The sequence below is a fragment of the Streptosporangium sp. NPDC005286 genome, assembly GCF_040607515.1.
Classification (GTDB): Bacteria; Actinomycetota; Actinomycetes; order Streptosporangiales; family Streptosporangiaceae; genus Streptosporangium.
In genome coordinates this window covers 1-22,766 of sequence record NZ_JBEXGU010000149.1, presented here as the reverse complement: position 1 = coordinate 22,766, position 22,766 = coordinate 1, and the positions used below count along the sequence as shown (strand labels likewise).

Annotated in this window: 15 protein-coding genes and 3 pseudogenes; 10 read left to right on the top strand and 8 right to left on the bottom strand. The window is 70.6% G+C overall.

Features of this window, described 5'->3' with window-relative positions:
• The 4 genes and pseudogenes from ABZU75_RS36100 to ABZU75_RS36085 all read left to right on the top strand — a co-directional run.
• Positions 1-848, top strand: a pseudogene (locus ABZU75_RS36100) (phospholipid carrier-dependent glycosyltransferase); the annotation flags it as partial.
• Positions 849-958: 110 nt separating this feature from the next.
• Positions 959-2,173, top strand: coding sequence for a hypothetical protein (locus ABZU75_RS36095; protein WP_355564440.1), 1,215 nt, complete (start codon positions 959-961; stop codon positions 2,171-2,173).
• A 344-nt stretch (positions 2,174-2,517) separates the two neighbouring features.
• On the top strand, positions 2,518-3,162 hold the full coding sequence (locus ABZU75_RS36090) for an SRPBCC family protein (protein WP_355564437.1): 645 nt from the start codon (positions 2,518-2,520) through the stop codon (positions 3,160-3,162).
• Positions 3,163-3,719: 557 nt separating this feature from the next.
• Positions 3,720-5,225 carry a ricin-type beta-trefoil lectin domain protein gene (locus tag ABZU75_RS36085; protein WP_355564434.1) on the top strand — a complete coding sequence of 502 codons (1,506 nt, stop codon included), beginning with the start codon at positions 3,720-3,722 and terminating at the stop codon, positions 5,223-5,225.
• Positions 5,226-5,482: 257 nt separating this feature from the next.
• On the opposite strand, the gene ABZU75_RS36080 is transcribed toward ABZU75_RS36085, so the two are convergent.
• Positions 5,483-5,806, bottom strand: a complete 324-nt coding sequence (locus tag ABZU75_RS36080) for a TetR/AcrR family transcriptional regulator C-terminal domain-containing protein (RefSeq protein WP_355564431.1) — start codon at positions 5,804-5,806, stop codon at positions 5,483-5,485.
• Here ABZU75_RS36080 and ABZU75_RS36075 point away from each other — a divergent pair.
• Positions 5,762-6,217: pseudogene (locus tag ABZU75_RS36075) on the top strand (ATP-binding cassette domain-containing protein); the annotation flags it as partial. The gene ABZU75_RS36080 and the pseudogene ABZU75_RS36075 sit on opposite strands and share 45 nt — an antisense overlap.
• Before the next feature lie 6 nt (positions 6,218-6,223).
• On the opposite strand, the gene ABZU75_RS36070 reads toward ABZU75_RS36075, so the two are convergent.
• Positions 6,224-7,078, bottom strand: a complete 855-nt coding sequence (locus ABZU75_RS36070) for a MarR family transcriptional regulator (protein WP_355564427.1) — start codon at positions 7,076-7,078, stop codon at positions 6,224-6,226.
• 502 nt (positions 7,079-7,580) lie between these two features.
• Between ABZU75_RS36070 and ABZU75_RS36065 the strand changes: the two genes are divergently transcribed.
• The 3 genes and pseudogenes from ABZU75_RS36065 to ABZU75_RS36055 form a co-directional block, all read left to right on the top strand.
• The gene (locus ABZU75_RS36065) at positions 7,581-8,516 is read left to right on the top strand and encodes an SRPBCC family protein (RefSeq protein ID WP_355564425.1); all 936 of its coding nucleotides are present in this window, start codon (positions 7,581-7,583) and stop codon (positions 8,514-8,516) included.
• Positions 8,513-9,682, top strand: a complete 1,170-nt coding sequence (locus ABZU75_RS36060) for a zinc-dependent alcohol dehydrogenase (RefSeq protein WP_355564422.1) — start codon at positions 8,513-8,515, stop codon at positions 9,680-9,682. Before ABZU75_RS36065 ends, ABZU75_RS36060 begins: the two co-directional genes overlap by 4 nt.
• Before the next feature lie 52 nt (positions 9,683-9,734).
• A pseudogene (locus tag ABZU75_RS36055) lies at positions 9,735-10,274 on the top strand (epoxide hydrolase); the annotation flags it as partial.
• A gap of 624 nt (positions 10,275-10,898) precedes the next feature.
• Here the strand turns inward: ABZU75_RS36055 and ABZU75_RS36050 are convergent.
• The 6 genes from ABZU75_RS36050 to ABZU75_RS36025 form a co-directional block, all read right to left on the bottom strand.
• Positions 10,899-11,573, bottom strand: coding sequence for an ankyrin repeat domain-containing protein (locus tag ABZU75_RS36050; protein WP_355564419.1), 675 nt, complete (start codon positions 11,571-11,573; stop codon positions 10,899-10,901).
• A 294-nt stretch (positions 11,574-11,867) separates the two neighbouring features.
• Complete coding sequence (locus ABZU75_RS36045; protein ID WP_355564417.1) at positions 11,868-14,387, bottom strand: CehA/McbA family metallohydrolase; 2,520 nt, start codon at positions 14,385-14,387, stop codon at positions 11,868-11,870.
• On the bottom strand, positions 14,380-15,858 hold the full coding sequence (locus ABZU75_RS36040) for an APC family permease (RefSeq protein WP_355564414.1): 1,479 nt from the start codon (positions 15,856-15,858) through the stop codon (positions 14,380-14,382). Before ABZU75_RS36040 ends, ABZU75_RS36045 begins: the two co-directional genes overlap by 8 nt.
• Before the next feature lie 182 nt (positions 15,859-16,040).
• Complete coding sequence (locus ABZU75_RS36035; protein ID WP_355564412.1) at positions 16,041-17,516, bottom strand: PucR family transcriptional regulator; 1,476 nt, start codon at positions 17,514-17,516, stop codon at positions 16,041-16,043.
• A gap of 48 nt (positions 17,517-17,564) precedes the next feature.
• Positions 17,565-17,942, bottom strand: a complete 378-nt coding sequence (locus tag ABZU75_RS36030) for a cupin domain-containing protein (protein WP_355564409.1) — start codon at positions 17,940-17,942, stop codon at positions 17,565-17,567.
• Entirely contained in the window at positions 17,939-19,561 is a 1,623-nt protein-coding gene (locus ABZU75_RS36025) for a N,N-dimethylformamidase beta subunit family domain-containing protein (RefSeq protein ID WP_355564406.1), read from the bottom strand. The genes ABZU75_RS36030 and ABZU75_RS36025 overlap by 4 nt, the downstream gene beginning before the upstream one ends.
• Positions 19,562-19,790: 229 nt before the next feature.
• Between ABZU75_RS36025 and speB the strand changes: the two genes are divergently transcribed.
• On the top strand, positions 19,791-20,756 hold the full coding sequence (gene speB, locus ABZU75_RS36020; protein WP_355564403.1) for an agmatinase: 966 nt from the start codon (positions 19,791-19,793) through the stop codon (positions 20,754-20,756).
• A 287-nt stretch (positions 20,757-21,043) separates the two neighbouring features.
• Positions 21,044-22,693 carry a PHP domain-containing protein gene (locus ABZU75_RS36015; RefSeq protein WP_355564400.1) on the top strand — a complete coding sequence of 550 codons (1,650 nt, stop codon included), beginning with the start codon at positions 21,044-21,046 and terminating at the stop codon, positions 22,691-22,693.
• The last annotated feature ends 73 nt before the right edge of the window (positions 22,694-22,766 follow it).

The following is a 22,766-nucleotide window of genomic DNA, read 5'->3' as shown; positions in this document are numbered from 1 at the left end:
AGTGGTCGGGGATCTTCTTCCTCGTCGCCTTCGCGATCATGTCCCTGGTCTGGGACGCCGGCGCCCGCAGGGCCATCGGCCTGCGCAGACCGTACGGCGGGGTCTTCGGCAAGGACCTGCCGAGCGCCCTGCCCGCGCTGGCCCTGCTGCCGGCCCTCACCTACATCGTCTCCTGGGCCGGCTGGTTCGCCTCCCCCGGCGGCTGGGGCCGCAACTGGGCGCAGGCGACCTCGCAGGGCTCGGTGTTCTTCGTCTTCGACTCCCTCCGCTCCTGGCTGAGCTACCACTTCCAGGTGCTGAGCTTCCACACCGGGCTGGCGACCCCGCACAACTACCAGTCGGACCCCTGGTCCTGGCCGCTGCTGCTCCGCCCCGTGGCGTTCTTCTACGAGAGCCCCAAGGGCGCCTGCGGCACCGACAGCTGCTCGCAGGCGGTCCTGGGTGTCGGCACCCCGGTCATCTGGTACGGCGGCCTGGCCGCCCTCATCGCCATGGTCGCCTGGTACGTCGCCACCCGCGACTGGCGCGCCGGGGCCGTGCTCCTCGGCTACGCCGCGGGCTGGCTCCCCTGGTTCTACTGGGCGATCGCCGACAACCGGACCATGTTCCTGTTCTACGCGATCCCCATGGTCCCGTTCATGATCCTGGCGATCGTGCTCGCGGCCGGAATGATCATCGGCCCGTCCGGCGCCCCGCCCGGGCGGCGGATGGCCGGTGCCGCGATCGTGGGGGCCTTCACCCTGCTGGCACTGGTCAACTTCTGGTGGCTCTACCCGGTGCTCACCGCCGAGATCATCCCCTACGCCGAGTGGAGTTCACGAATGCTTTTCAAGAAAGGCTGGATCTGACAGCTCGCATATGAGCCACTTAGAAGACATTTCCTAGGGTAGGCACCGTGCAGGATCCATTACGTCACGTTCATCGTCAGAGCAGGCCCGCATACGGCAGACTTCGAGGCATGCCTGCACCGGACGTGGCCGCACTCCTGTCGGAGCTGGAGCGTTCCGAGCCCGCCTCCGCCGAGCACGCACGCAGCGCGATCGACTGGCTGACCGGTGGCGAGCCACTGGAGACGATCACCGAGCTCAACGTGTGCGAGTTCCTCTGGTACACGTTGCCCTCCAAGGTCACCGGAGACCGCACCGTGATCGCCCACGCGCTGGGCCTGCTGCTGCGGCTGGGCGGCCTGGAGCGCTACGCCGCCCTCTGCTCCTCCCCCACCACCGCCCACATCCTGCGCACCTACGCCCGCCTGGGCGAGGACGCGGGCATGGCGGCCTACCAGAGCGCCCTGGACGCCACGGGCGTGCTCCCGCCCGACGTTCCCGAGCTGCACTGGAGCTCGATCATGGGCCCCGAGGAGCTGGGCGCGCACGGCGCCTGCTCGGCCGCGCTGGAGCTGGCCATCGTCTCGGGAAGGCTCACCCCCGACTCCGCCGAACGGCAGACGCTCACCAGCCACTGGCTCACCGCGCCCCGTCCGGAGCTGGGCGGCGACAACTGGCTCCACCGGGTCCAGGGCGAGCGGCTCAACCGCTGGGTCCTCGGCCGGGGCACCGCCTGGCGCGAGCTCGCCCAGCCCTTCGAGGTGCGCCTGCACGCCCCCATCCCGGCACCCGACGAGGCTCACCTGGGCGCACTGCGCTGGCTGCTGACCGTGGGCCGCCGTCCGGGGGGCATCCCGCTGACCCAGCGGGACAACCTCGCCCGTTCCGTGCTCGCGGAGAGCACCTGGAGCGGCGCGGAGCTGGCCGCGGTCCGCGAGGTGGCCCAGGGCCACATGGGCGCGCTGCGCCAGAGTGGCAGGCGCCTGGTGACCACCCCGGCGGGTGAGCGCCTGCTCGGCGACGCCGACCTGCTCTGGGAGACCGCCGCCTCCGCGCTGCTCGCCCCCGTCTCGGGGGAGAGCGGCTTCCGTACCTCGGCCAGGGAGGTGGCGCTGATGCTGCTCGCCGACGGCGCCCCCGCCGACCGCGACCACGTCACGGCGGTGATCGACTGCGCGGAGTGGCAGACCGTGGAGGTCGACGCCTCGCTCACCGAGCTGAACAGGCGCCTGGACGCCTTCGGCCTGCGCGTCGACGGCAGCCTCACCCCCGCCGGACGCTCAGCCGCCCTGGCCGCCCTCCGCAGCCACGCCCTCCGGCCCCGCCAGTACGTCAACATGACCTGATCTCCCTTTGCGGACTCCGGCGCCGCGGCCGACCGGAGCCGTACGAGGACCCGGGCGGGCGCGGCACCGGAGCCCTGCTCGGTGGCGCGCTGCTCGGCGTGGTGGGTGCGCTGCCGGGCATCCCGATCGCCGCGGCCGTCCTGCTCACCCTGCGGGAGGTGGTCCTGCCCCGGCAGGAAGGCACCTGAAGGCGCCCTAGAGCAGCGGTCACCAGCGCCCGGTACATCGGCGCCGGGGTGTGCGGCGTCGCGAAAATTTATCACTTCTTCGCCACGAAATCTCGTAGATCACAACAACATGCGATAGAAGATCACATGCACCTATTGCCTCCTCTTGGGGTACACGTGAAGAAGCACCTTCGACTCCTCGCGGCCCAACTGTTCGCCGCGGCCCTTGTCATCACCGTCTTCTCCAGCCCCGCCAGCGCCGACACTCCGGCGAGCGACGCCCAGCTCGCCGCCGAGTGGCAGACCGCATGGGACACCCAGAAGTTCTACGACACCACGCCTCCCGCCGCCGGCTCCGGCCGGAGCCGGGCCCAGAGCAGCATCTCGATCACGATCAACGCCCCCGTCACCAAGGTGTTCGCGGCATATTCCAACATCAACAACCACGTCGGCATGCACTCGTTCCTGAAGCGGGTCGTCACCCACAAGGACTGGTTCAAGAACGGCAAGCGCCACATCAACTTCACCGCCGTCGAGGAGATCCCCTACGAGGGCGCGATCGTCACCAGCAACACGCACGCGCAGCAGCGCATCCACGCCGACGGCCTCTACTACGAGACGGACACCTGGTCCCTGCCCGGCGTCGTCACGCACCAGAAGATCGTCTTCACGAAGCTAATCGGTGGGAAGACCAAGGTCACCGAGTACCTCACCTTCGACGCCGACACCTCACTGATCGACTTCGTCGTCGCGAACGGCGTCGCCTCCCACGAGGTGACCCAGGCGGGCCTGAAGCAGGCGATCGAGAGCGGCTCCATCTGATCCACCCCCTGGCCGGGGCCCGCTTCCACGGCGCGCCCCGGCCGGCTCACCACGCCGGCCCGGTATTCCACACATGACCCCGATCGACCTGCGTTGATCCCCGGCTGCTCGCGGGTGTGGCCGGCGCCCAGGTGGTCGCCGCCGTCCCTCACCCACCCCACGAAGACGCCGTCCTCCGGCTGCCCGGTGTCGGCGAGCCCACCGGCGATCAGGTCGATCACCTCCCGGTGCCGATGACCCTGGCCGTGCGGAAGGCGGCGACGCTCGCCGCGATCTCCGCCTCACGCAGGATGATCTCCCCATGCCGTCTTCGCGCCTATGACCAGCACCGGAGAACACCGGCATTCCGCCCATCCTTGGACCGGCACACAAGTTTCCACATCCCCGGCAGCCCCGGGAACCTCGCAGGTCACGAACGGGATGCGGGCCGGCGAGACCCCGCCCGGCGATCACATTCGGGAGATGACCTTCTTGACTTAAAAAATTACAAATGTAAAAGTTTCTTTCGAGAGAGCGCTCTCACGCCTCGTCCACCCCCCAACCTCAGAGGACCTGCCGTGAGATTCACCATGCTGACCGGCGCGGCGGTAGTCGCCGCCGCGCTGGTCTTCCCAGCAGCCCCCGCACAGGCCGCCCCGCCCGGCCCGAACCCGTCCGCGTCCGCCTCCCCCGAGCAGGCGCTACAGCGTGATCTCGGCCTGACCCCCACCCAGGCCCGCATCCGGCAGGCCCACGAGGCCGGGGCATCGGTGGTGGAGCGGAACCTTCGCAAACACCTCGCCGACCGGTTCGCCGGCGCCTGGTTCACCCCCGCCGAGGGACGGCTCTCCGTCGGCGTTCTGAACAGCCAGGACGCCGAGCTCGTCCGCAGGGCGGGCGCGCTGCCGGTGATCGTGCCACGCAGCGAGAAGCAGCTGGACGCCACGAAGGCCACCCTCGACAAGGCCGCCGAGGCCGCCGGCAAGGACATCTACAGCTGGCACGTGGACCTGGCCGCGAACACCGTGGTGGTGTCGGCCGCCGACCGCGACGCGGCCCAGAGCTTCGTCAAGAGCAGCGCCGTCGACTCCGACGCGGTGAAGGTCGCCGTCGGCCAGGCCCCCAGGCCGCTCTACGACATCCGCGGCGGCGACCAGTACGTCATCAACGGCAACACGCTCTGCTCGGTCGGCTTCTCGGTCAACAACGGCGGCTTCGTCACCGCCGGGCACTGCGGCGGCACCGGCAGCCCCACCCTCGGCTACAACAACGTCAGCCAGGGCACCTTCGCCGGTTCGTCGTTCCCCGGCAACGACTACGCCTGGGTCCGTACCAACGGAAACTGGACACCCCGCCCGTGGGTCAACAACTACGGCGGCGGCAACGTCTCGGTGGCGGGCTCCCAGGAGGCCGTGGTCGGCGCCTCCATCTGCCGGTCCGGGCGCACCACCGGCTGGCGCTGCGGCGTCATCCAGGCCAAGAACGTGACCGTCAACTACTCGGGATCGCTGGTCTACGGGCTCACCCAGACCACCGCCTGCGCCGAGGGCGGCGACTCGGGTGGCGCCTGGATCACCGGTGACCAGGCCCAGGGCATCACCTCCGGCGGCTCCGGCAACTGCTCGACCGGCGGCAACACCTTCTACCAGCCGGTCAACGAGGTCCTCGGCGCGTACGGCCTGACCCTGACCACCACCGGCAGCGGGAACACCAGCCGGCTCATCGGCTGGCAGAACAAGTGCATCGACGTGCCCAACAGCAACGGCGCCGACGGCCAGCGCCTGCAGCTGTGGGACTGCAACAACACCAACGCCCAGAACTGGACCTTCCCCGGCGACGGCACCGTCCGCGCCTTCGGCCTCTGCATGGACGTGGCCTGGGGCTCCACCGCCAACGGCGCCGCCATCCAGCTCGCCAACTGCAGTGGCAACCCGGCACAGCAGTTCGTCCTGAGCGGCGCGGGCGACCTGGTCAACCCGCAGGCCAACAAGTGCGTGGACGTCACCGGCTGGGGCGGTGGCGGCACCCCGCTCCAGCTCTGGGAGTGCAACGGCGGCGCCAACCAGAAGTGGCGCCGCGGCTGACCCTCACCTTCGCATGACCCCGTTGGGGCGGTGAGCACCCACCGCCCCAACACCGACTCCGGCCCACCGGCCGGCTGCCGTTCACCGCGACCGCCATCCGCGCCGGGCGACAGGAGATCACCCAGGCCCTGGCCCTCCTACAACGGAGAGGGGCCGCGGCCGCCTTCACCCCCGGCACGCCGTCCCGGCTCCGGGACGTCAAGCGGCGCCGTGACCCCCGAGGGGTGTGCCGCGGCGACTTCCCGGTGCTCGACCGATCACGTCGACGGAGCGCGGCTCGCCTGGATGCCGTCGAGGAGCCAGGTGAGGCCGAGGGCGAAGCCGGTGTCCCAGTCGCCGTCCACGACGAGGGGGCCATGGGCGGCGAGCGCGGGATAGCGCTCGCGGTTGGCACGCAGGTGCTCTCCGGCCGCCTGCCGCACCGCCGGTTCCTCACCGGTAAGCCAGGTGGCCTGCATCAGGGCGGAGCCGATGACGTAATTGGAGAGCCCGTACGCCGCGGCGGTGAGGCGGGGCTCGACGACCCCGGCTCGGTACGGCTGGGAGCGCGGGTGGTGCCCGGTCGTTTCGTACAGACCCACGCCCGCCCCGACCTGCACGGTCACACCCCGGTCGAACTGGTCCTGGCCGGTCACCCGCTCACTCTGAACGACGCGATGGCCGCCCTCGCCCGCTACGAACTCGCCCCCGCCGCGTCCCAGCGCTTCGAGACCCTGTCCGGTGGCCAGCAGGCCCGCCTGCAGATCCTGCTGCTGGAGCTGTCAGGCGCGACCCTGCTCCTGCTCGACGAGCCGACCGACAACCTGGACCTGGCCAGCGCCGAGGCCCTGCAACAGGGCCTGGCCGCCTTCTCCGGCACCGTCCTGGCCGTCACCCACGACCGCTGGTTCGCCGCCGACCTCGACCGCTTCCTGATCTTCGGCGCCGACGGAACCGTCTACGAGAGCCCCGAACCGGTCTGGCACGAGGGCCGAGTGGAGCGCTCCCGCTGAACTCGCCTACCGCAGGAGCTTGACGAGCAGGGCGCGGAGGTCCTGGGCGCCTTCGGGACCGAGGGTCTTCTCGACGTCGTGCTCGACGCCCAGCATCGCGTCGCGGACCGCGGGGAGGCGGGCGCGGCCGAGGTCGGTGAGTTCCAGGGCGTAGCGGCGGCGGTCGTGCGGGTCCTGGCCGCGGACCACGATCCCGGCCTGGACGAGTTCCTCGACCAGCGACGCGGCGGCCGGTTCGGTGAGGTCCAGGTACTGGGCGAGTTGCTGCTGGGGGCAGGGCCCGAGCCGGTCCAGGGCGGGCAGCAGGCCGAAGTGACGGGTGCGCAGGCCGTACTCCGCCAACCTGTGGTCGCCGAGCCGGCGCAGGTGGTAATGGGCCTGGGCGATGAGGTGTTCGGTGCTCGCGACGGTGGACCGCTCGTCGTGGGCGACCAGCCTGCTCAGCAGCTCGGTGAGGCGCCGCCGTTCGGCCGGGGTCAGCGGGGCGGTGAGCCGGACGTCCCGGTCGGCGACGGCCTGGCGCATGTCCTTCAACGCGGTACGGCCCTCGTCGGTCAGTGACAGGACATAGGTACGGCGGTTGGCCGGGTTGCGGGTCCGGGTGAGGTAACCGGCCTGCTGGAGCCGGTCGAGCAGCTTGACCATGATCGTCCGATTGATGCCGAGGCGGTGCGCGAGGTCCTGCTGCGAGGGCGCGTCCTCGTCGGCCAGCACGTCGAGCACCACGAAGTCACGGGACTGCGGCCCGCCCCGTATGGCCTCGCCGGTGATGCCGGTGAAAACCCGCCGCAGTAGATGGCCGATGGTCATGCGCAACGGCCCGGACTCCTCGCCGACGGCCCCTCCCCGCTGATCGGACACGGCCACCACCTCCCCGAACAAGCCTAGCGGCGCTGATTGTTCGGAGAGTTGACGTATGGCACCGCTGACGGTTGGAGACCGCGCTGACCACCGGCAGGAGCCGGATCGCGGCCCTCGACACCGCCCTCCGTGACGGCCGGTAACCCCCTCGCGCGAGGGGTCTCGGGCCTCTTCCCCGCGGAACGAGACGAACGACAAGGCCGTTCGGATCCCATCGACTCCCGAAGAGGCCGGAGTATCGGCGACCGGCGCTTGCGGGCCGCCCCCGATCGCCGAAAACGTGCCACAGGGGAGGCCTCCGGAAAGTCCAGGACTATTTGAAGGATTCGGACGTTCGGTGTCATCCCAGGTCAGCGGGGGTAGGGACGAGAACTACCGCGGGTGCGCCGTAGACCGGAGGGACGACCGTCCGGGCGGGGTGCCCCTACTGCGGATGGGGCGGCGAGAGCGGTCGTGGCCACCGCTGGAGCGGCGGGAAGCCACCACCCAGGTGAGGAAGATCATGGTTGAAGAACACGAATACCCGATTCCCCCTCTCGTTCGCGCGCTGGGCTGGACCAGCCTGGGACTGGGCGTGGCGCAGCTCGCCGCACCGGGTGCCGTCAGCCGCCTGGCCGGGGTCGACGACTCGCCCAAGGCGTTCGGCGCGGTGGTGCTGGTGGGCGTACGGGAGTTGTTTCACGCGGCGACCCTGCTGAGCAGCCGCGATCCCGCGCCCTGGGTGTGGGCCCGGGTCGCGGGTGATGCCCTGGACCTGGCTCTGCTGGGCCGGGCGATCGCCGGCCGCACCGGCTGGAGACGTGGCCGCGTCACAGCGGTGGCGGCGACGGTCGCCGTCGTCACGGCCGCCGACCTGTGCGCCGCGATACGCGCGAGCCGGCACCGTCCGGAGGAGGGGTCCGCGCGCTGGATGAGCCTGCACGCGGCCGTCACGATCAATCGCCCCCGCGAGGACGTGTACCGGTACTGGCGCGACTTCGAGAACCTTCCCCGCTTCATGGCGCACCTGGAGTCGGTGCGGACGATCGGTGACGGGCGATCGCACTGGAAGGTGAAGGGGCCCGCGAAGAAGGCCATCGAGTGGGAGGCCGTGATCGTCGAGGACCGCTCCGGCGAGGTGATCACCTGGCGCTCCACCGGGAAGGCCACCGTCGACAACAGCGGTTCCGTGCGTTTCACCGACGCGCCCGGCGGACGCGGCACGGAGGTGCGGGTGAACCTCAGGTACGCCCCTCCGGGCGGCAAGGTGGGCGCGGCCTTCGCCAGGCTGCTGGGCGAGCATCCCGAGCAGCAGGTACGAGACGACCTGCGCCGGTTCAAGCAGGTCATGGAGACCGGAGAGGTGGTCCGCTCCGAAGGGAGCCTGGAGGGCGCCCACGCCCTGCGGCACGCCGTACAACGCCCCGCCCAGCCCGTGATGTCAGGGAGTGCCTCATGAAAGCCAACTGCTGGATGGGTCGCAACACCGTCGAGGTCCAGGAGGTTCCCGACCCCACGATCCTGAACGCTCATGACGCTGTCGTCCGCATCACCTCGACCGCGATCTGCGGCTCCGACCTGCACCTCTACGACGGCTACATCCCGACCATGAAGAAGGGCGACATCCTCGGCCACGAGTTCATGGGCGAGGTGGTGGAAGTGGGACCCGAGGTGCGAAAACTGCGGGTCGGCGATCGCGTGGTGGTGCCCTTCCCGATCGCCTGCGGCGCCTGCGGCGCCTGCGAGCACGGCATGTACTCGGTGTGCGAGAACTCCAATCCCAACGCCGGTATGGCGGAGAGGCTCATGGGTCACTCTCCTGCCGGGATCTTCGGTTACTCCCACATGCTCGGCGGCTACCCCGGAGGTCAGGCGGAGTACGCGCGGGTGCCGTTCGCCGACGTGGGACCGATCAAGATCGAGGACGACCTGCCGGACGAGCAGGTGCTGTTCCTGTCCGACATCCTGCCCACCGGCTGGATGGGCGCGGAGATGTGCGACATCAAGCCCGGGGACGTCATCGCCGTATGGGGTGCCGGGCCGGTCGGCCAGTTCGCGATCGCCAGCGCGTTCCTGATGGGCGCTGAGCGGGTCATCTCCATCGACCGCTTCCCCTACCGGCTACAGAAGGCCGAGCGCGCCGGTGCCGAGACGCTCGACTACGAGAAGGTCGACGTCCTCGACGCGCTGCGGGATATGACCGCCGGCCGGGGTCCGGACGCCTGCATCGACGCGGTGGGCATGGAGGCCCATCACCCCGCCGGCGTTGCGCACGCCTACGACCGAGCCAGGCAGGCGACCCGGATGGAGACCGACCGGCCACACGCCCTGCGCGAGGCGATCATGTCCTGCCGCAACGGTGGAGTCGTCTCCGTGGTCGGCGTCTACGGTGGCCTGATCGACAAGTTCCCGATGGGCTCGCTGATGAATCGGTCACTGACGATGCGCAGCGGCCAGTGTCACGTGCAGCGCTATCTGAAACCCCTGCTGGGCAGGATCCGCAACGGTGACATCGATCCCAGCGTCGTCATCAGCCACCGCATGCGGCTGCAGGACGCCCCGCGCGCCTACGAGATGTTCAAGAACAAGCAGGACGAATGCAACAAGATCGTCCTCACCCCCTAGCGGGGTCCTCCCCCCGGTTCCTGACGGACGCTAGCTGACCGCGATTGATCCTATGGTCGCGCTCATGACACAGAGCACATCCGTTGTCCCTTTCCGTATCGACGTGGCGCAGGCCGAACTCGACGCCCTGCGGGACCGTCTGGCCCAGACGCGCTGGCCCGGGGAACTGCCCGGTGTCGGCTGGAGCCGGGGCACGCCGGTGGCTTACGCCAGGGAACTGGCCGAGCACTGGCTCACGGGCTTCGACTGGCGGGCGCAGGAGCGCAGGCTGAACGAGCTGCCGCAGTTCACGACCGTCATCGACGGACAGACCATCCACTTCGCACACGTCCGTTCGGACGATCCCGACGCGCTGCCGTTGCTGCTCCTGCACGGCTGGCCCGGCTCGTTCGTCGAGTTCCTCGACGTGATCGAACCGCTGACCAAGGAGTTCCATCTGGTGATCCCCTCGCTCCCCGGGTTCGCGTTCTCGACGCCGCTGGCCGAGCCCGGCTGGACGGCCGCCCGCATGGCCGGGGCGTTCGTCGAGCTCATGACCGTGCTCGGCTATGAGCGGTACGGCGTTCAGGGCGGCGACACCGGCGCGTTCGTCGCCCCGGAGATGGGCCACCTCGCCCCCGAGCGCGTCGTCGGCATCCACCTCAACGGCGTCCTGTCATTCCCGGCGGGGGTCGAGGGAGAGGACGCGCGACTGTCCGAGGCGGAGCGGCAGCGCTCGGCGGAGCTGGAGGAGGCCACCGCCGGCTACGTCCCCATCCAGTCGCGATCGCCGCAGACGCTCGCGTTCGGCCTGACCGACTCGCCTGCCGGGCAGCTGGCCTGGATCGCCGAGATCTTCCACCGGTGGGCCGGGACGCCCATCGACCGCGACCGGTTCCTGACCAATGTCAGCGTCTACTGGTTGACGGGCACCGCGGGCTCCTCGGCCCAGATCTACTACGAGCAGGTGAACGACCCGATGGCGTGGGTGCCGAAGCCGCGCGGCACCGTGCCCACGGGCGTGCCCCGGCCGACGGACACGGTAACGCACGCGCGACGCCGCAGGCGGTCAGCCCGCGACACGATGTTCAACGCGTTGAACCCCTCGGTCGGGAAACCACCCCGCCGACTCCGGGATCGGCTTCGCCGTCCCTCTGCTTCCGGCGGCGTTGTGGACGGTGCCGTCGTCCTCAAGTCCGGCCCCGAAGGCGCCGCCGATCATCGCGATGGAGACGGGTTACCGTGCTCCGGCGGAACGCAGGATCGCGGCGATCTCGCTCCGGCCCCTGTCGAGTGCGTGCTGGAGCGGGGTCGTGCCGTCCTTGTCGGCCAGGTTCACGTCGGCGCCTCCCGCGATGAGCAGACCCACGATCTCCTGGTACGGCGCGGAGCCGTCGCCGAGAATGACCGCCTCCAGCAGTCCGGTCCAGCCCAGGTCGTTGACGTGGTCGACGTTGATGTCCGTCTTGAGCACCTCGCGCACGTAGTCCACATGGCCGCGCTCACATGCCGGGATCAGCGAGACCCCGCCGTACCGGTTCCTGATGGTCAGGTCCGGCCTGGCCGGGAGCAGCGCGTGCAGCATGGCCACGCTGCCGGTCACCCCTGTCACCAGCCAGGGCGTGTCGTGCTGAAAATCCAGCGCGTTCGGGTCCGCACCCGCGGCCACCAGGACCTTGGCGACCTCCACGTGGTCGGCCGCCGCGGCGAGCAGCAGGGCGGTACGGCGCTGCGGGTCCCGGGCCTCGATGTCGGCCCCGTTCGCGATCGCCTCGCGGACCTTGGCCACGTCGCCTTGGGCGGCGGCGGTCAGCGACTGTTCGTTGAGCACAGCGGATCCCTTCATGCCGGAGGGACCGCACGCGGTGAGGGCCAGGGCGAGCCCGGCGAGCAGGAAACCACGGCGGTCCACGGTCACATTCTTCCAGTGCTGCCGAGCTGGACGTCTTCGACGGCGCCGGATTCGACGAGACCGCGGTCATGTCCGCACCCGGCAGGGGTTACGGCCTGCGCACGACGCGGAAGCGGCCGACGGAGGTGGGTGGCCGGCTCACGATCGGGAGCACGCCCGGCGCGGCGTACGGCTGTCGCGGCGGCGATGGCGACCCCGATCACCGCGCTCAGGCCATGTCCCGGGAAGTCGGCCGGCACGCACGTCGGGGCATCACCCAGGCGAGCCACCCGGCGACCGTGACGGCGTCCACCGTCAGCGTTGCTCGCCCGCACGCCGTCGCAGCAGCTCGCGAGCCTGCAGGAACGGGGCCCGCAGGAAGGCCAGGTGGTCTTCCTGCCCGTGGCGATGGCAGACCTGGCCTGGCCACAGGCGCCGGCTCCGCTCATCGATGTAGGCCAGGGAGCCGTCGACAAGGTTCAGCATGTGCTCGATGGTGAGCCCGTCGAAGCGGCTGTAGTCCTCGCCGGTGCGCAGGTAGACCGGTGACGTGTGCGCCATGATGGGCCTGGCCCACACGTCGTGGTGCCTGGCGACATCGGCGCCCGGACCGTAGCACCGCGCGGCGATCCACGAGTCCTCGGCGATCGGCACGTCGGCGGCCAGTTCGAGCGCGTACTCCGGGCGATGGGACCGGTGCTCGGCGACGATGCGCCCGTTGGCCACGATCTCGATGCGGTCGATGGCGAAGATCGACTCGGCTCGTGCCTGGACGCGGACGGTCGTGTCCGCGGGCACCCGGACCTCCTGCCCCGGCCGATGGCCGCCGACGTCCAGTCGTAGGAGCGGGCCGCTCGTCACGAACGTGGCGCCCTCCCGCACGGCCTGGCACCAGGTCCAGTAGTCGAGGTCCTCGTGCGGCGGCACGTGCGCGTAGGTGCGGATGAGGCCGATCGGCACCTCGCTGCTCATCTTGTCGGTGCCGCCGACCAGGGTCACCCGGTAGCCGGCGTTCAGGTAGCGGTAGTACTCCCGGATGTTGTACGGGTCGTACGCGATCATCTCGACGGCGTCCAGCCGGCCGGTGGCGAGCAGAGCGGCGGCCTCGCCGTTCGGCACCGGGAAGTGCGCGAGGACGACGGTGCCGCCCTGCTCGTGGCATTCGTCCGCCCAGTGGGACAGCGTGGTCTCCAGACCGCCGCCGAGCTCCGACTCCTCGGCCCCTCCGGTGCACCAGGGCGTGATGGGGCGCCGCAGGCCGAGCAGGTTGATGTGGCCGAGCATGCCGCTGCGGTTCTCCTGGCCCGCGAAGACGTGGGTGTGGCCGTCGGCCGACGTGTGCGGGTGCCCGGTGAACTCCTCCGTGTTGGTGAACAGATGCCCCCACTGGCTGAGCAGCAGGTTCGTGACGCGTACGTCCTCGCCGCGCGCCTCCAGCTCGGCGCCGAGGGTCGAGACGAAGTGCACGTGGGTGTCGCCGCTGTACCAGCCGGTCGCGGCCATGTCGGTCATCCGGGTCAGCGTCAGCTCCAGCTCGGCCTGGCCGGGGCGAACCGTGACGGTCGTGCGCAAGGGCTGGTACTCGAACCCGCGGGCCGCCTCCACCGTGACCTCGCCCAAGGGCAGCCAGCCCTCGCAGGTGCCGTCGATGTAGGAGTAGGTCGTGGCGCCGAGCCTGACGTCGCCGCCGATGTCAAGGTTCCAGGTGTTGCCGTCGGAGTTGATGTGCCCGTGGTGGCCGTGCGGTGGGTAGGGCACCCCGTCGGTGGACCGGAAGTGGATCCGGCACGGGACGGGTTCGCCGGTGGCCGCGTCGCGGACCACCGTGCGTACCCAGGCCCGCCCGGCGTCGGGCACGCGCCAGGTGATCCCGCGGTCGCGATGCGAGCCTGCGGCGAGCAGGTCCTGCCAGCCACAGGTGCTGATCTCGGACGTTCCCCGCCTGAGGGCCAGCCGGGCCGAGGGGGTGGCGGCGACGCGCACATAGGCGCGCCGCTCCTCCTCGACGGGCGCTCCCCAGGCCGGTGTGGGGCCGTCCACCCCGCCCACCCGGCGATAGAGGTAGGTCGCGGAGCCGCGGTCCACGGTCACCGACAACTCCTCCGAGACCGCGCCGGCCGGCGGATCGAGATCGAGGAGGACGTCGCGCCACACCGTGCGCCCGAACGGGTCCTCGTCGAGCTCGCTGGTGGTCACGGCGCCGATGAGGACGCTCGGGCCCAGCGAGCGGATTTCCAGGGCGCGCACGGGCACGTCGGGCCGCGGGTTACGGCACGGCCACAGGTAGAAGCGGTAGGGCAGCACGTACGGTGACCTGGCCTGCGGGTCGTCGATGTCGACGAACCGGGCGCCGGCCGCGTCGAAGCGCCCGTGGGTGCGCGGCATCAGCCGGTGCTGGGCATCGGGCACGGCCAGGAACGGCGTCTGCCCCCAGTCGAGCGGGATCGCCCGGTCTCTCCACAACCGCGGCGTGGGCCCGATCTCGAAACGCTGGCGGACCGGCAGCCGTTCGGCGTGACCGTCCTCGTAGAGCAGCGTGTAGTGCGCGCAGACGCCACCGACCGTCTGGCCGTCGAACAGGTCTGAGGATTCCAGAGCGTGGGCGATCACCATCCACTCGAAGGCGCGCTCCACCGGAATGCCGACGGCTTCTCCGGACACCCGCAGCAGTGCCGTGTCCGCGCGCTCGTCCCCGAAGAGAAAGGGAATGCCGTACAAGGTGCGCGGCCCGAGCGGGTAGGACTCGCCGTCATCGAGGACCGAGCGCGGTGCGTTGAACACCGCGGCCAGGTCGACCGGCCGGTAGCCCCGGCCTTCCGTGAAGGGTTCAGGCATTGTCGGCCGCCAGGTCTCGCGGCTCGTCGACGGATGTCTGCGCCAGCCCGGCGTAGAGCCGGGGCGAGCGGGCTCTCAGGTACAGCGCCCGTACGACGCCGGCGACGACGGCGGCCAGGCCGACACCCACGATCAGGACATTGGTGACGGTACCTGCGCCGGTCAGCAGCGGCAGGTTGGTCAGCACAAGGAGGAGCACCACGGCCAGGGCCGCGAAACTGAGCCCGGGGGCGATCGTCGTGCGGAAGAGCCCGGCCTCGGGCGCCTCGCGGCGCAGGAACCGGATGACCGCCAGACTGCACAGCGCCCACAGGGCGATGATCCCAAGGAAGCCGAGCGCGCTGCCCCACAGCAGCAGCCCCAGGTAGGGGTCGAGCCCGAAGGCGGCGAACACGGTGACGACGGCCGCCGCCACGGCGGTCTGCAGGAGACCCGCGACCCACGGCGCCCTGGTCCGCGGGTGCGTACGGCCCAGCACCCGCGGCAGGAGTCCCTCGCGGCCCAACGCGAAGAAGTAGCGGTTGGCCGCGTTGTGCAGCGCGAGCAGGGCGGCGAACGCGCTGGTCAGCAGCAGGATGTTCATCACCTCGACGATCGGGGCGGGCACGTAGGTGTCGAAGACGGTGATCACGAGGTTGACCGGGTCCGCCTCGGCCGCGGCGGCTATCTTGGCCGGACCGTAGGCCAGGACGATGACCCAGGTGATGAAGGCGTAGAAGACGGCGATGAAGGCGACCGCGATGTAGGTCGCCCGCCGGACCGTCCGGATGCCGCCGCGCGCCTCCTCACTGAAGATCGCGGTGGCCTCGAAGCCCATGAAGGCCCCGGCGACCAGGGCGAACATGGCGCCGTTGCCCGGGTCCAGCACGGTGGCGGGCGAGAACGACGAGGCCGACCAGTCGCCGCCCCCGCCCTTCGCCAGGACGTACACCGCCAGCACGACCAGGACCGCGGTCTCCAGAACGAGCAGGATCCCGAGGATCCGGGCGCTGGTGTGGATGCCGCGGTATCCGAGCCAGGCGACGAACACCAGTCCGATGAGCGCGAACACGTACCACGGCACGTCGAGGTGGAAGTACTTGGCGAAGGTGGTGTTGGCGTAGACGCCCAGCGCGCCGTACGTGCTGATCTGCAGGGCATTGTAGGCCGCGACCGCGAGCATCGCCGCGCCCGAGCCGGTCGGCTTGCCGAGCCCCCGGGCAATGGTCGCGTAGAACGCTCCGGCATTGCGGACGTAGCGGCTCATGGTCATGAAACCGACGGCGAAGAGCGCCATGACCACGCCGGCGACCAGATAGCCGCCGGGGACGGCTGCGCCGCCCTTGAGGAAGTGCAGTGGGGCGACGGCGACGATGAGCGTCAGGGGGGCCAGAGCCGCCAGGACGGTGAAGACGAGGTCCTTTGTCCCCATGACGTTGCCGGCCAGGGCGTCGGGCCTGTTCGCGGGACTTCCGGTGGCGTGACCTGGCATGTGTTCGCTCCTTACTCCGGGGCAGGACACCGGTGCACGAGATGGAGGAGAGGGGGAGGGCCTGGGAACCGAGCCGCCTGGCCGATTAGGGGGGAGCCTATGGCGGGCCCTGAGTGCTGGACGAGTGACGATCCATCCAGGCCACAGTGCCGCGACTGTACGTTCCGCACAGTCCGGCTCTCCTAGATCTCCTCGAGCGCCCGCAGGGCGAGATACAGCTCCATGCGGGTTTCCGCGTCGCCGAGCCGGCAGCCGAGGCTGGTCTCGATCTGCCCGATGCGGTGACGGACGGTGTTGCGGTGCACGCCGAGTTCCTCGGCGGCACGGTCCCAGTGGCCGTTGTGCCGCAGCCAGATCCGCAACGTGGCGAGCAGGTCGGCGGCGTCCTGCTGACGGCGCTCGCGCAGGGGGCGGAAGCGGCGGTCCGCGTAGTCGCGCAGGCGGCTCATGTCCAGCGCCGCGGCGAGCCCGTCCACCTCGGTCCCGCTGATCACACAGGCACCCTGGAACAGGGCCGTGCGCAGCGCCTGGACGGCCTCCTCGTACGCCGCCCTCAGCTGCGCGGCCGGATGAGCCGCACTGATCCCGGCCAGCCAGCCGGCCCGCCCGAGGTCGCCGGTGATCCGGGCCGGCGGCACGGACTCAGGCAGCAGGGCGATGGACACCTCGCCGTCCTGGTCGACGAACGGCGAGGCCAGCATGGAGGCGAGCTCGCCGAGCCTGGCAGAGGTACCCGTGCCGGCGGCGGCACGCGCGCAGACGACCCGCCAGCGGGCACCGGAGCCCTGGACGCCGAACACGTCCGCGGCGTGCCGGACCCAGCGGGGTGAGTGCGGGTCGAGTGCCAGGGCCAGCGCCGCCCGGCCGACCTGGTGGGCGGGCCAGTTGTCCGCCGGAGCGGGGATGAGCAGGCTGAGCAGGGAGGCCGCCATCGTCATCAGGGCGCGGTCGGTGACCCCGGCCACGATCGGGGCGCCCACGGCCAGCGCGTAGCCGCAGGGCAGCGGGCCGACCACCGACTGGACCATGACCCGCTGGTCGACCGAGCTCATCGTGACGCTCGTCGGGCGCGTGCTGGCGCAGACCCGGTCGATGGCGACCCGTACCTCATCGTCGATCCGCGGCTCGCCCCCGGCCCATTCCCGCGGCCTGACCCGATCGGACAGCAGCGCCCACCCTCCCATGTGCGTGGCCAGTAGTTCGAGCGTCCTGGTGAGCGGGGACGGGCCGGTGGCGGCCTTGATCAGGGCACGCTGGGCGTCGGTGAGCCGCTTGATCTCCGACATCTCCGAGGAGAGCAACTCTCCGTAGAGCAGCTCGGCGCAGGATTCGAACGTCACCGCGGCAGGGACCTCCAGCAGCGGGAGGCCGTGCGCCCGGCAGGCCGCCACGAGCTCTTCGGGCACCCGGTCGAAGACCGGCGTCACGCCGAACCCGATGGCCGCGACCCCGGCGGCTTTGACCCGGGCCACGTACTCCGTGCTCAGCTCGGGCCGCAGGTTGGTGCCCGCCAGCAGGAGCAGCTCGTCGCCCTGCAGGTAGCGCGAGGGATCGGTCAACTCGCTGACGTGCACCCAGCGGATCGGGACGTCGAGATGATCCTCGCCCGCGCGCACCGGCAGCCCCAGCCGAGCGACGAACACGCTGAGTGGCAGCATGCCGTCACTCTAGTGTCAATGCCGCCATGCCCTCGCCATCGGCGCAGCTCAGCGGCTCACCGCGATGAAGACCTTCGCGCTCGGCTCCATGGTGATCCAGTCGCCGCGAAATCCCTGAGGAATGTGGAACGACTCCCCGGCACCGAACTCCTTGCGCCGCCCCGCCGCGTCCTGCACCGCGACGCGGCCCTTGAGGATGACGCAGATCTCGTCGTAGGGCCAGGAGTCGAATCGCACCGCGCCGGGCTCGCCCGTCCAGAAGCCGCCGGTGTACGAGCTCGCCGCACCGCCGAAGATCCGGAACTCCTCCTCCACCCACTCCTCCGACAGCAGGTGGTAGTCGCTCAGCGGGGGCACGAAACGCTCGCCGGCCCCGGCGTGTACGGCCCGCACCTGGTCGATGCCTGGAATATGTTCGGCGGTCACACGGCGGCTCCGAAGCGGCGTAGGACGTTGTGCGTGATGCGCTCGACGAACGGGTCTCCAAGGCTGAGCACATGGGACCACTCCGTGGCGCCCCCGTTGAACACCTCGCCGTCGCCACGGGTGAAGGCCGCGATCATCCCGGCGCCGCGCATCTCGCCTTCGTGCACGTAGTCAGGCAGATCGTCGCCGAGGTCCGCGTTGTAGTTGTAGACCTCCTCCTCGGGCCCGCCGATCGGCACCCGGCCGCCGAAGCGGTCCTCCTCGCCCCGCACGGCGGGCGCGAGCGCGAGGATCTCCAAGGTCTCGGGCGCGCCGTCCTCGAACGTCGGGTACGGCAACCCGCGCCGGAACGTGTACTCGACGGAGTCGAGCTCGAAGGCGGCCAGGAACGACGGCGGTCCGCCGAGCAGGTCGCCGTAGTAGAGGTCGCTGCCCTCGAAGGCCCAGTGGTGCGGCCGGTAGACGGTGAAGCCGCCCGACGAGCGCGGCGTCGCCACGCCGTAACGGTTGTAGATCCCGCCCAGACCGTTGAGCCCCATGGTGGTCGCGCCCGGCCGGCCGACCGACTTCGCCTCCCACACCGTCGTGGCCAGATGGGGCGCCTCCCGCGCGCCGGGATCCGCGGACGGCAGCCGGTAGCAGTACTGCGTGGTCCCGTCCTCGCTGAGCCGTACCTGCCACTGGTAGTTGCCGCCGAACCTGGCCAGGTTGCCACCCGCGTCGACGAACGCGTCGACGGCGTCGCGCATGCGCCACGACCAGTACTCGTCGTGCCCGACGACGATCGCGCAGGAGTACCCGTCCAGCGCGTGGGGGTCGAAGTGCAGGTCGTGCTGGGTCAGGTAGTCGAGTTCGTACCCGTGGCGCTCCGCCCAGACGACGAAGTGCCGCTCGTAGGTGGCCCAGAACGCGTCGGCGTGGTGGCGGCTGTAGCCGAACAGGCGCGCCCACTCATACGAGGGGTAGCGCGGGGCGCCGTACATCGGCAGCGATCCCGTGTTGGCCTCGCGCGGCGCGCCGGCCGGCTTGCGGATCATGCCGCGGGCGATGGGCCGCTGCGTCGAGGCAAGCGGCGATCCGGCGTCGTTGCGGGGGTCGTCGCCCAGGCCGCGGTAGTGATTGGCGCCGCCCCAGTCGTTGTAGGCCAGCATCGTGCTGGTGGTCAGCACGAGCGCGGCGCGGGCTCGCCGGTGCGCGGGCGCCTTGACGACGAAGAAGTGCTCGCGCTCCCACAGCTCGCCGGCCGGGGTGGTGGCGCGCACAACGACGATGTAGAAACCGCTGCGCCAGTCGTCGGGGATCTTCAGCTCCAGACCGACGGGCCAGCCGCAGCCATTGGCGTGGGCGTCGGCCGGCGCCTCGAAGCGGCCCGCCGACAGCCCCGGACGTGACCACACGACCTGTGGCTCCAGCCCGTCGCGGAGCACCTGCAGCTCGAAGGACGGGACGCCGGCGCTGAGATGGAACCGCACCGTCTCGCCGGGAAAGTAGGAGAACCTGTCGGTGTAGCACCAGACCTCGGCCGCGTCCCGCTCGCTGAACGCGCGCTCCGACGGCCAGCCCTTCGGGGACCAGGCGAACGCGGCCGGAAGCCCGGCCTGCTTGATCGTGTCGCTCACGACCCTCCTCGACTCGTATGTGGGACCGAGTTTATGAACCGGTGTTCGGGGTGGCGGAATGGACGATTCGCACAACGCAGCTGGACGCTTCAGCCAGGGATCGTCGTGGCCCGAGCTCACTAGTCTCGGCATGCGCCTGCCCGTCTCGCATGATCGCGACCTGGGATCCGCGTGCGCCGCGGCCGATACGACGACGCACGGACCCGCCGACCCGAGAGGATTGACCAGAATGACCGAGCCCCGGGGGCCTGTCGACTCCTCACGCGTCCCGCGCTTCGCCGGCCCGGCGACCTTCGCCCGGCTGCCCCGCCTGGACGAGGTCGGGCGCGCCGACGTCGCGATCGTGGGAGTGCCGTTCGACACCGGCGTGTCCTACCGCCCGGGAGCGCGGTTCGGCCCCTCGGCCGTCCGGGAGGCCAGCCGCCTGCTCCGTCCGTACCATCCGGGCCTGGACGTCTCGCCGTTCGCGACCCAGCAGGTCGCCGACGCGGGCGACATCGCGTGCAACCCGTTCGACATCGGCGAGGCCGTCGAGACCATCGAGGAGGCCGCGTCGGGCCTGACCGCGGACGGAACCCGGCTGGTCACCATCGGCGGCGACCACACCATCGCGCTGCCGCTCCTGCGCGCCGCCGCGCGCCGCCACGGACCGATCGCGCTCCTGCACTTCGACGCTCACCTCGACACCTGGGACACCTACTTCGGCGCCGAATACACGCACGGCACTCCCTTCAGACGCGCGATCGAGGAGGGCATTCTCGACACCGAGGCCATCGGCCACGTCGGCACCCGCGGCCCCCTGTACGCCAAGCAGGACCTCGACGACGACAAGCGCATGGGCTTCGGCATCGTCACCAGCGCGGATGTGATGCGGCGTGGCGTGGACGAGGTCGTCGACGCGCTCCGCCGGCGCATCGGCGACCGGCCGCTCTACCTGTCCATCGACATCGACGTGCTGGATCCAGCGCACGCGCCCGGTACCGGCACCCCGGAGGCGGGCGGCCTGACCAGCAGGGAGCTACTGGAGATCCTGCGCGGCCTCGCCGGCGGCAACCTGATCGGCGCGGACGTCGTCGAGGTGGCCCCCGCCTACGATCACGCCGAGATCACGTCGGTCGCGGCCTCGCACGTGGCCTACGACCTGATCAGCCTGCTCGCCCTCTCGACCCCGCCGGCGGACCGGGCCGCTGAGTGAGGGCCCAGGAGGTGGACCGCACCCCACCGTGTCCGTACGTGGCCGGCCCCGGTTCCCTGACGGCCGCTCCGCGGTGGGTCGCCGGGCGGGATTCCAGATCGCAGGACAGACCATGCTGAACGGCCCGCCGCCATTCATCTGAGATTCACCTGGTTGGGCCAGGGTGCCCAGGTAGCCGAGGCGAAGCTGCCCGGCGGGACGAAAGGCACGACATGGGACACAACCACGGGCACGACCACTCTCCCCCGCATCACCACGATGCGACCCACCCAGGCGATCAGGGCGAGATGGCCCCGGTCGTGGACATGTCGGTACCCGACGCGGAACTCTCGCCGGGACAGCTGTCGCGGCGCCAGATGTTCCGGCGTGCCGGACTGCTCGGCGCGGGTCTGGGCGCTGCCGGTGTCCTCGGGACGCCCGGCCTGGCCGCCGCGGAGGCGACGACGGCGCGCAGCCGCGGTGACCGCGAGCCTCGGGACGGTTACCTGTGGCTGGCCGGTGACCACCACATCCACACCCAGTACAGCTCGGACGGCATCTACCGGGTGATCGACCAGGTGCGGCACGCCACCGCCTACGGCCTGGACTGGATGGTCATCACCGACCACGGTGGCGCCACGCACGCCAAAATCGGCGTGGACAAGGTCAACCCCGACATCGTCGCCGCCCGCGCCCAGGTCAGGGACGCCCTCATCTTCCAGGGCCTGGAGTGGAACATCCCGGCCGCCGAGCACGGCACCGTCTTCGTCGCCCCGGGCCGGAACGAGGTGAGCACCCTCAAGGAGTTCGAGAACTCCTTCGACGGGTCGGTCAAGAGCGCCACCTCCGGCACCCCGCAGAACGAGGTCCTGGCCATCGCCGGCCTGAACTTCCTCGCCGACGCCGTCCGGCGCCGGCGCGTCGAGGACGCGCTCTTCCTGGCCAACCACCCGGCGCGCAAGGGTCTCGACTCCCCGCACGAGATCCGAGGGTGGCGCGACGCCCAGCCCTCCATCGCGGTCGGCATGGAAGGCGCCCCCGGCCACCAGGCGGCCGGCATCCCCAAGCCGCACGGCCCCGGCTCCGGACGCGGCTTCTACGACAGCACTCCCGGTGCCGACTCCTGGCCCGGCTATCCTGCCGAGAGCTACAAGACCTTCGGCGGCTTCGACTGGATGACCGCCACCGTGGGCGGTCTGTGGGACAGCCTCCTGGCGGAGGGCAAGGGCTGGTGGATCACCGCCAACTCCGACTCCCACACGGTCCACGCCGACACCAGCGAACGCGGCCCGAACAGCGACTTCAACGCCAACGGCAAGTACGAGGACCCGATCTACAAGGGCGTCCAGAACCTGACCGCGGGTGACTTCTGGCCCGGCTACTACAGCCGCACGCACGTTGGGTCGCAGGGATTCTCCTACGGCGCGGTGATGGACGGCATCCGGCAGGGCCGCGTCTGGGTCGACCACGGTGGCCTGATCAGCGGCCTGGTCGTGCGTGCCCGGATCTCCGGCCGGGGGCAGCGCGGCGTCACCCTCGGTGACACGCTGCACGTACGGCGGGGCGACAAGGTCGAGCTCGCCATCGAGATCACGCTGGCCAACCAGCCGAACTGGGCGCAGTTCGTCCCCACCCTGGCCCGGGTGGATGTCATCCAGGGAGATATGACCGGCCCGGCCTCCGACAAGGACGTCTTCACGACGCCCACCACCAAGGTCGTGCAGTCCTTCGAGGTCGGCAAGAACAGCGGCACCGTCACCTTCACCTACCGGCTCGGCGCCGTCGACCGCCCGGTCTACCTGCGGCTGCGCGGCACCGACGGCAACCGCAGCGCCCCCGGCCTGCTCGGCGCCTCCATCGACCCGCACGGCCCGCAGATCGACGTCTTCGGTGACGCCGACCCGTGGAAGGACCTGTGGTTCTACAGCAACCCGATCTGGGTTCTGCCGCGCCGATGACGATCCTCGGTCTCGACGCGGGATCCTCCACCCTCGGCGAGGCCGAGCACCTTCTCCACCTGGTGGAGAAGGT

What these genes read in the sequence shown, in the direction of transcription:
- ABZU75_RS36015 (WP_355564400.1), top strand. Translation starts at nt 21,044, where the DNA reads ATGGCCCCGGTCGTGGACATGTCGGTACCCGACGCGGAACTCTCGCCG.
- ABZU75_RS36035 (WP_355564412.1), bottom strand. Translation starts at nt 17,516, where the DNA reads ATGCTGCCACTCAGCGTGTTCGTCGCTCGGCTGGGGCTGCCGGTGCGC.
- ABZU75_RS36045 (WP_355564417.1), bottom strand. Translation starts at nt 14,387, where the DNA reads ATGCCTGAACCCTTCACGGAAGGCCGGGGCTACCGGCCGGTCGACCTG.
- ABZU75_RS36065 (WP_355564425.1), top strand. Translation starts at nt 7,581, where the DNA reads ATGGTTGAAGAACACGAATACCCGATTCCCCCTCTCGTTCGCGCGCTG.
- speB (WP_355564403.1), top strand. Translation starts at nt 19,791, where the DNA reads ATGACCGAGCCCCGGGGGCCTGTCGACTCCTCACGCGTCCCGCGCTTC.
- ABZU75_RS36095 (WP_355564440.1), top strand. Translation starts at nt 959, where the DNA reads ATGCCTGCACCGGACGTGGCCGCACTCCTGTCGGAGCTGGAGCGTTCC.
- ABZU75_RS36060 (WP_355564422.1), top strand. Translation starts at nt 8,513, where the DNA reads ATGAAAGCCAACTGCTGGATGGGTCGCAACACCGTCGAGGTCCAGGAG.
- ABZU75_RS36040 (WP_355564414.1), bottom strand. Translation starts at nt 15,858, where the DNA reads ATGCCAGGTCACGCCACCGGAAGTCCCGCGAACAGGCCCGACGCCCTG.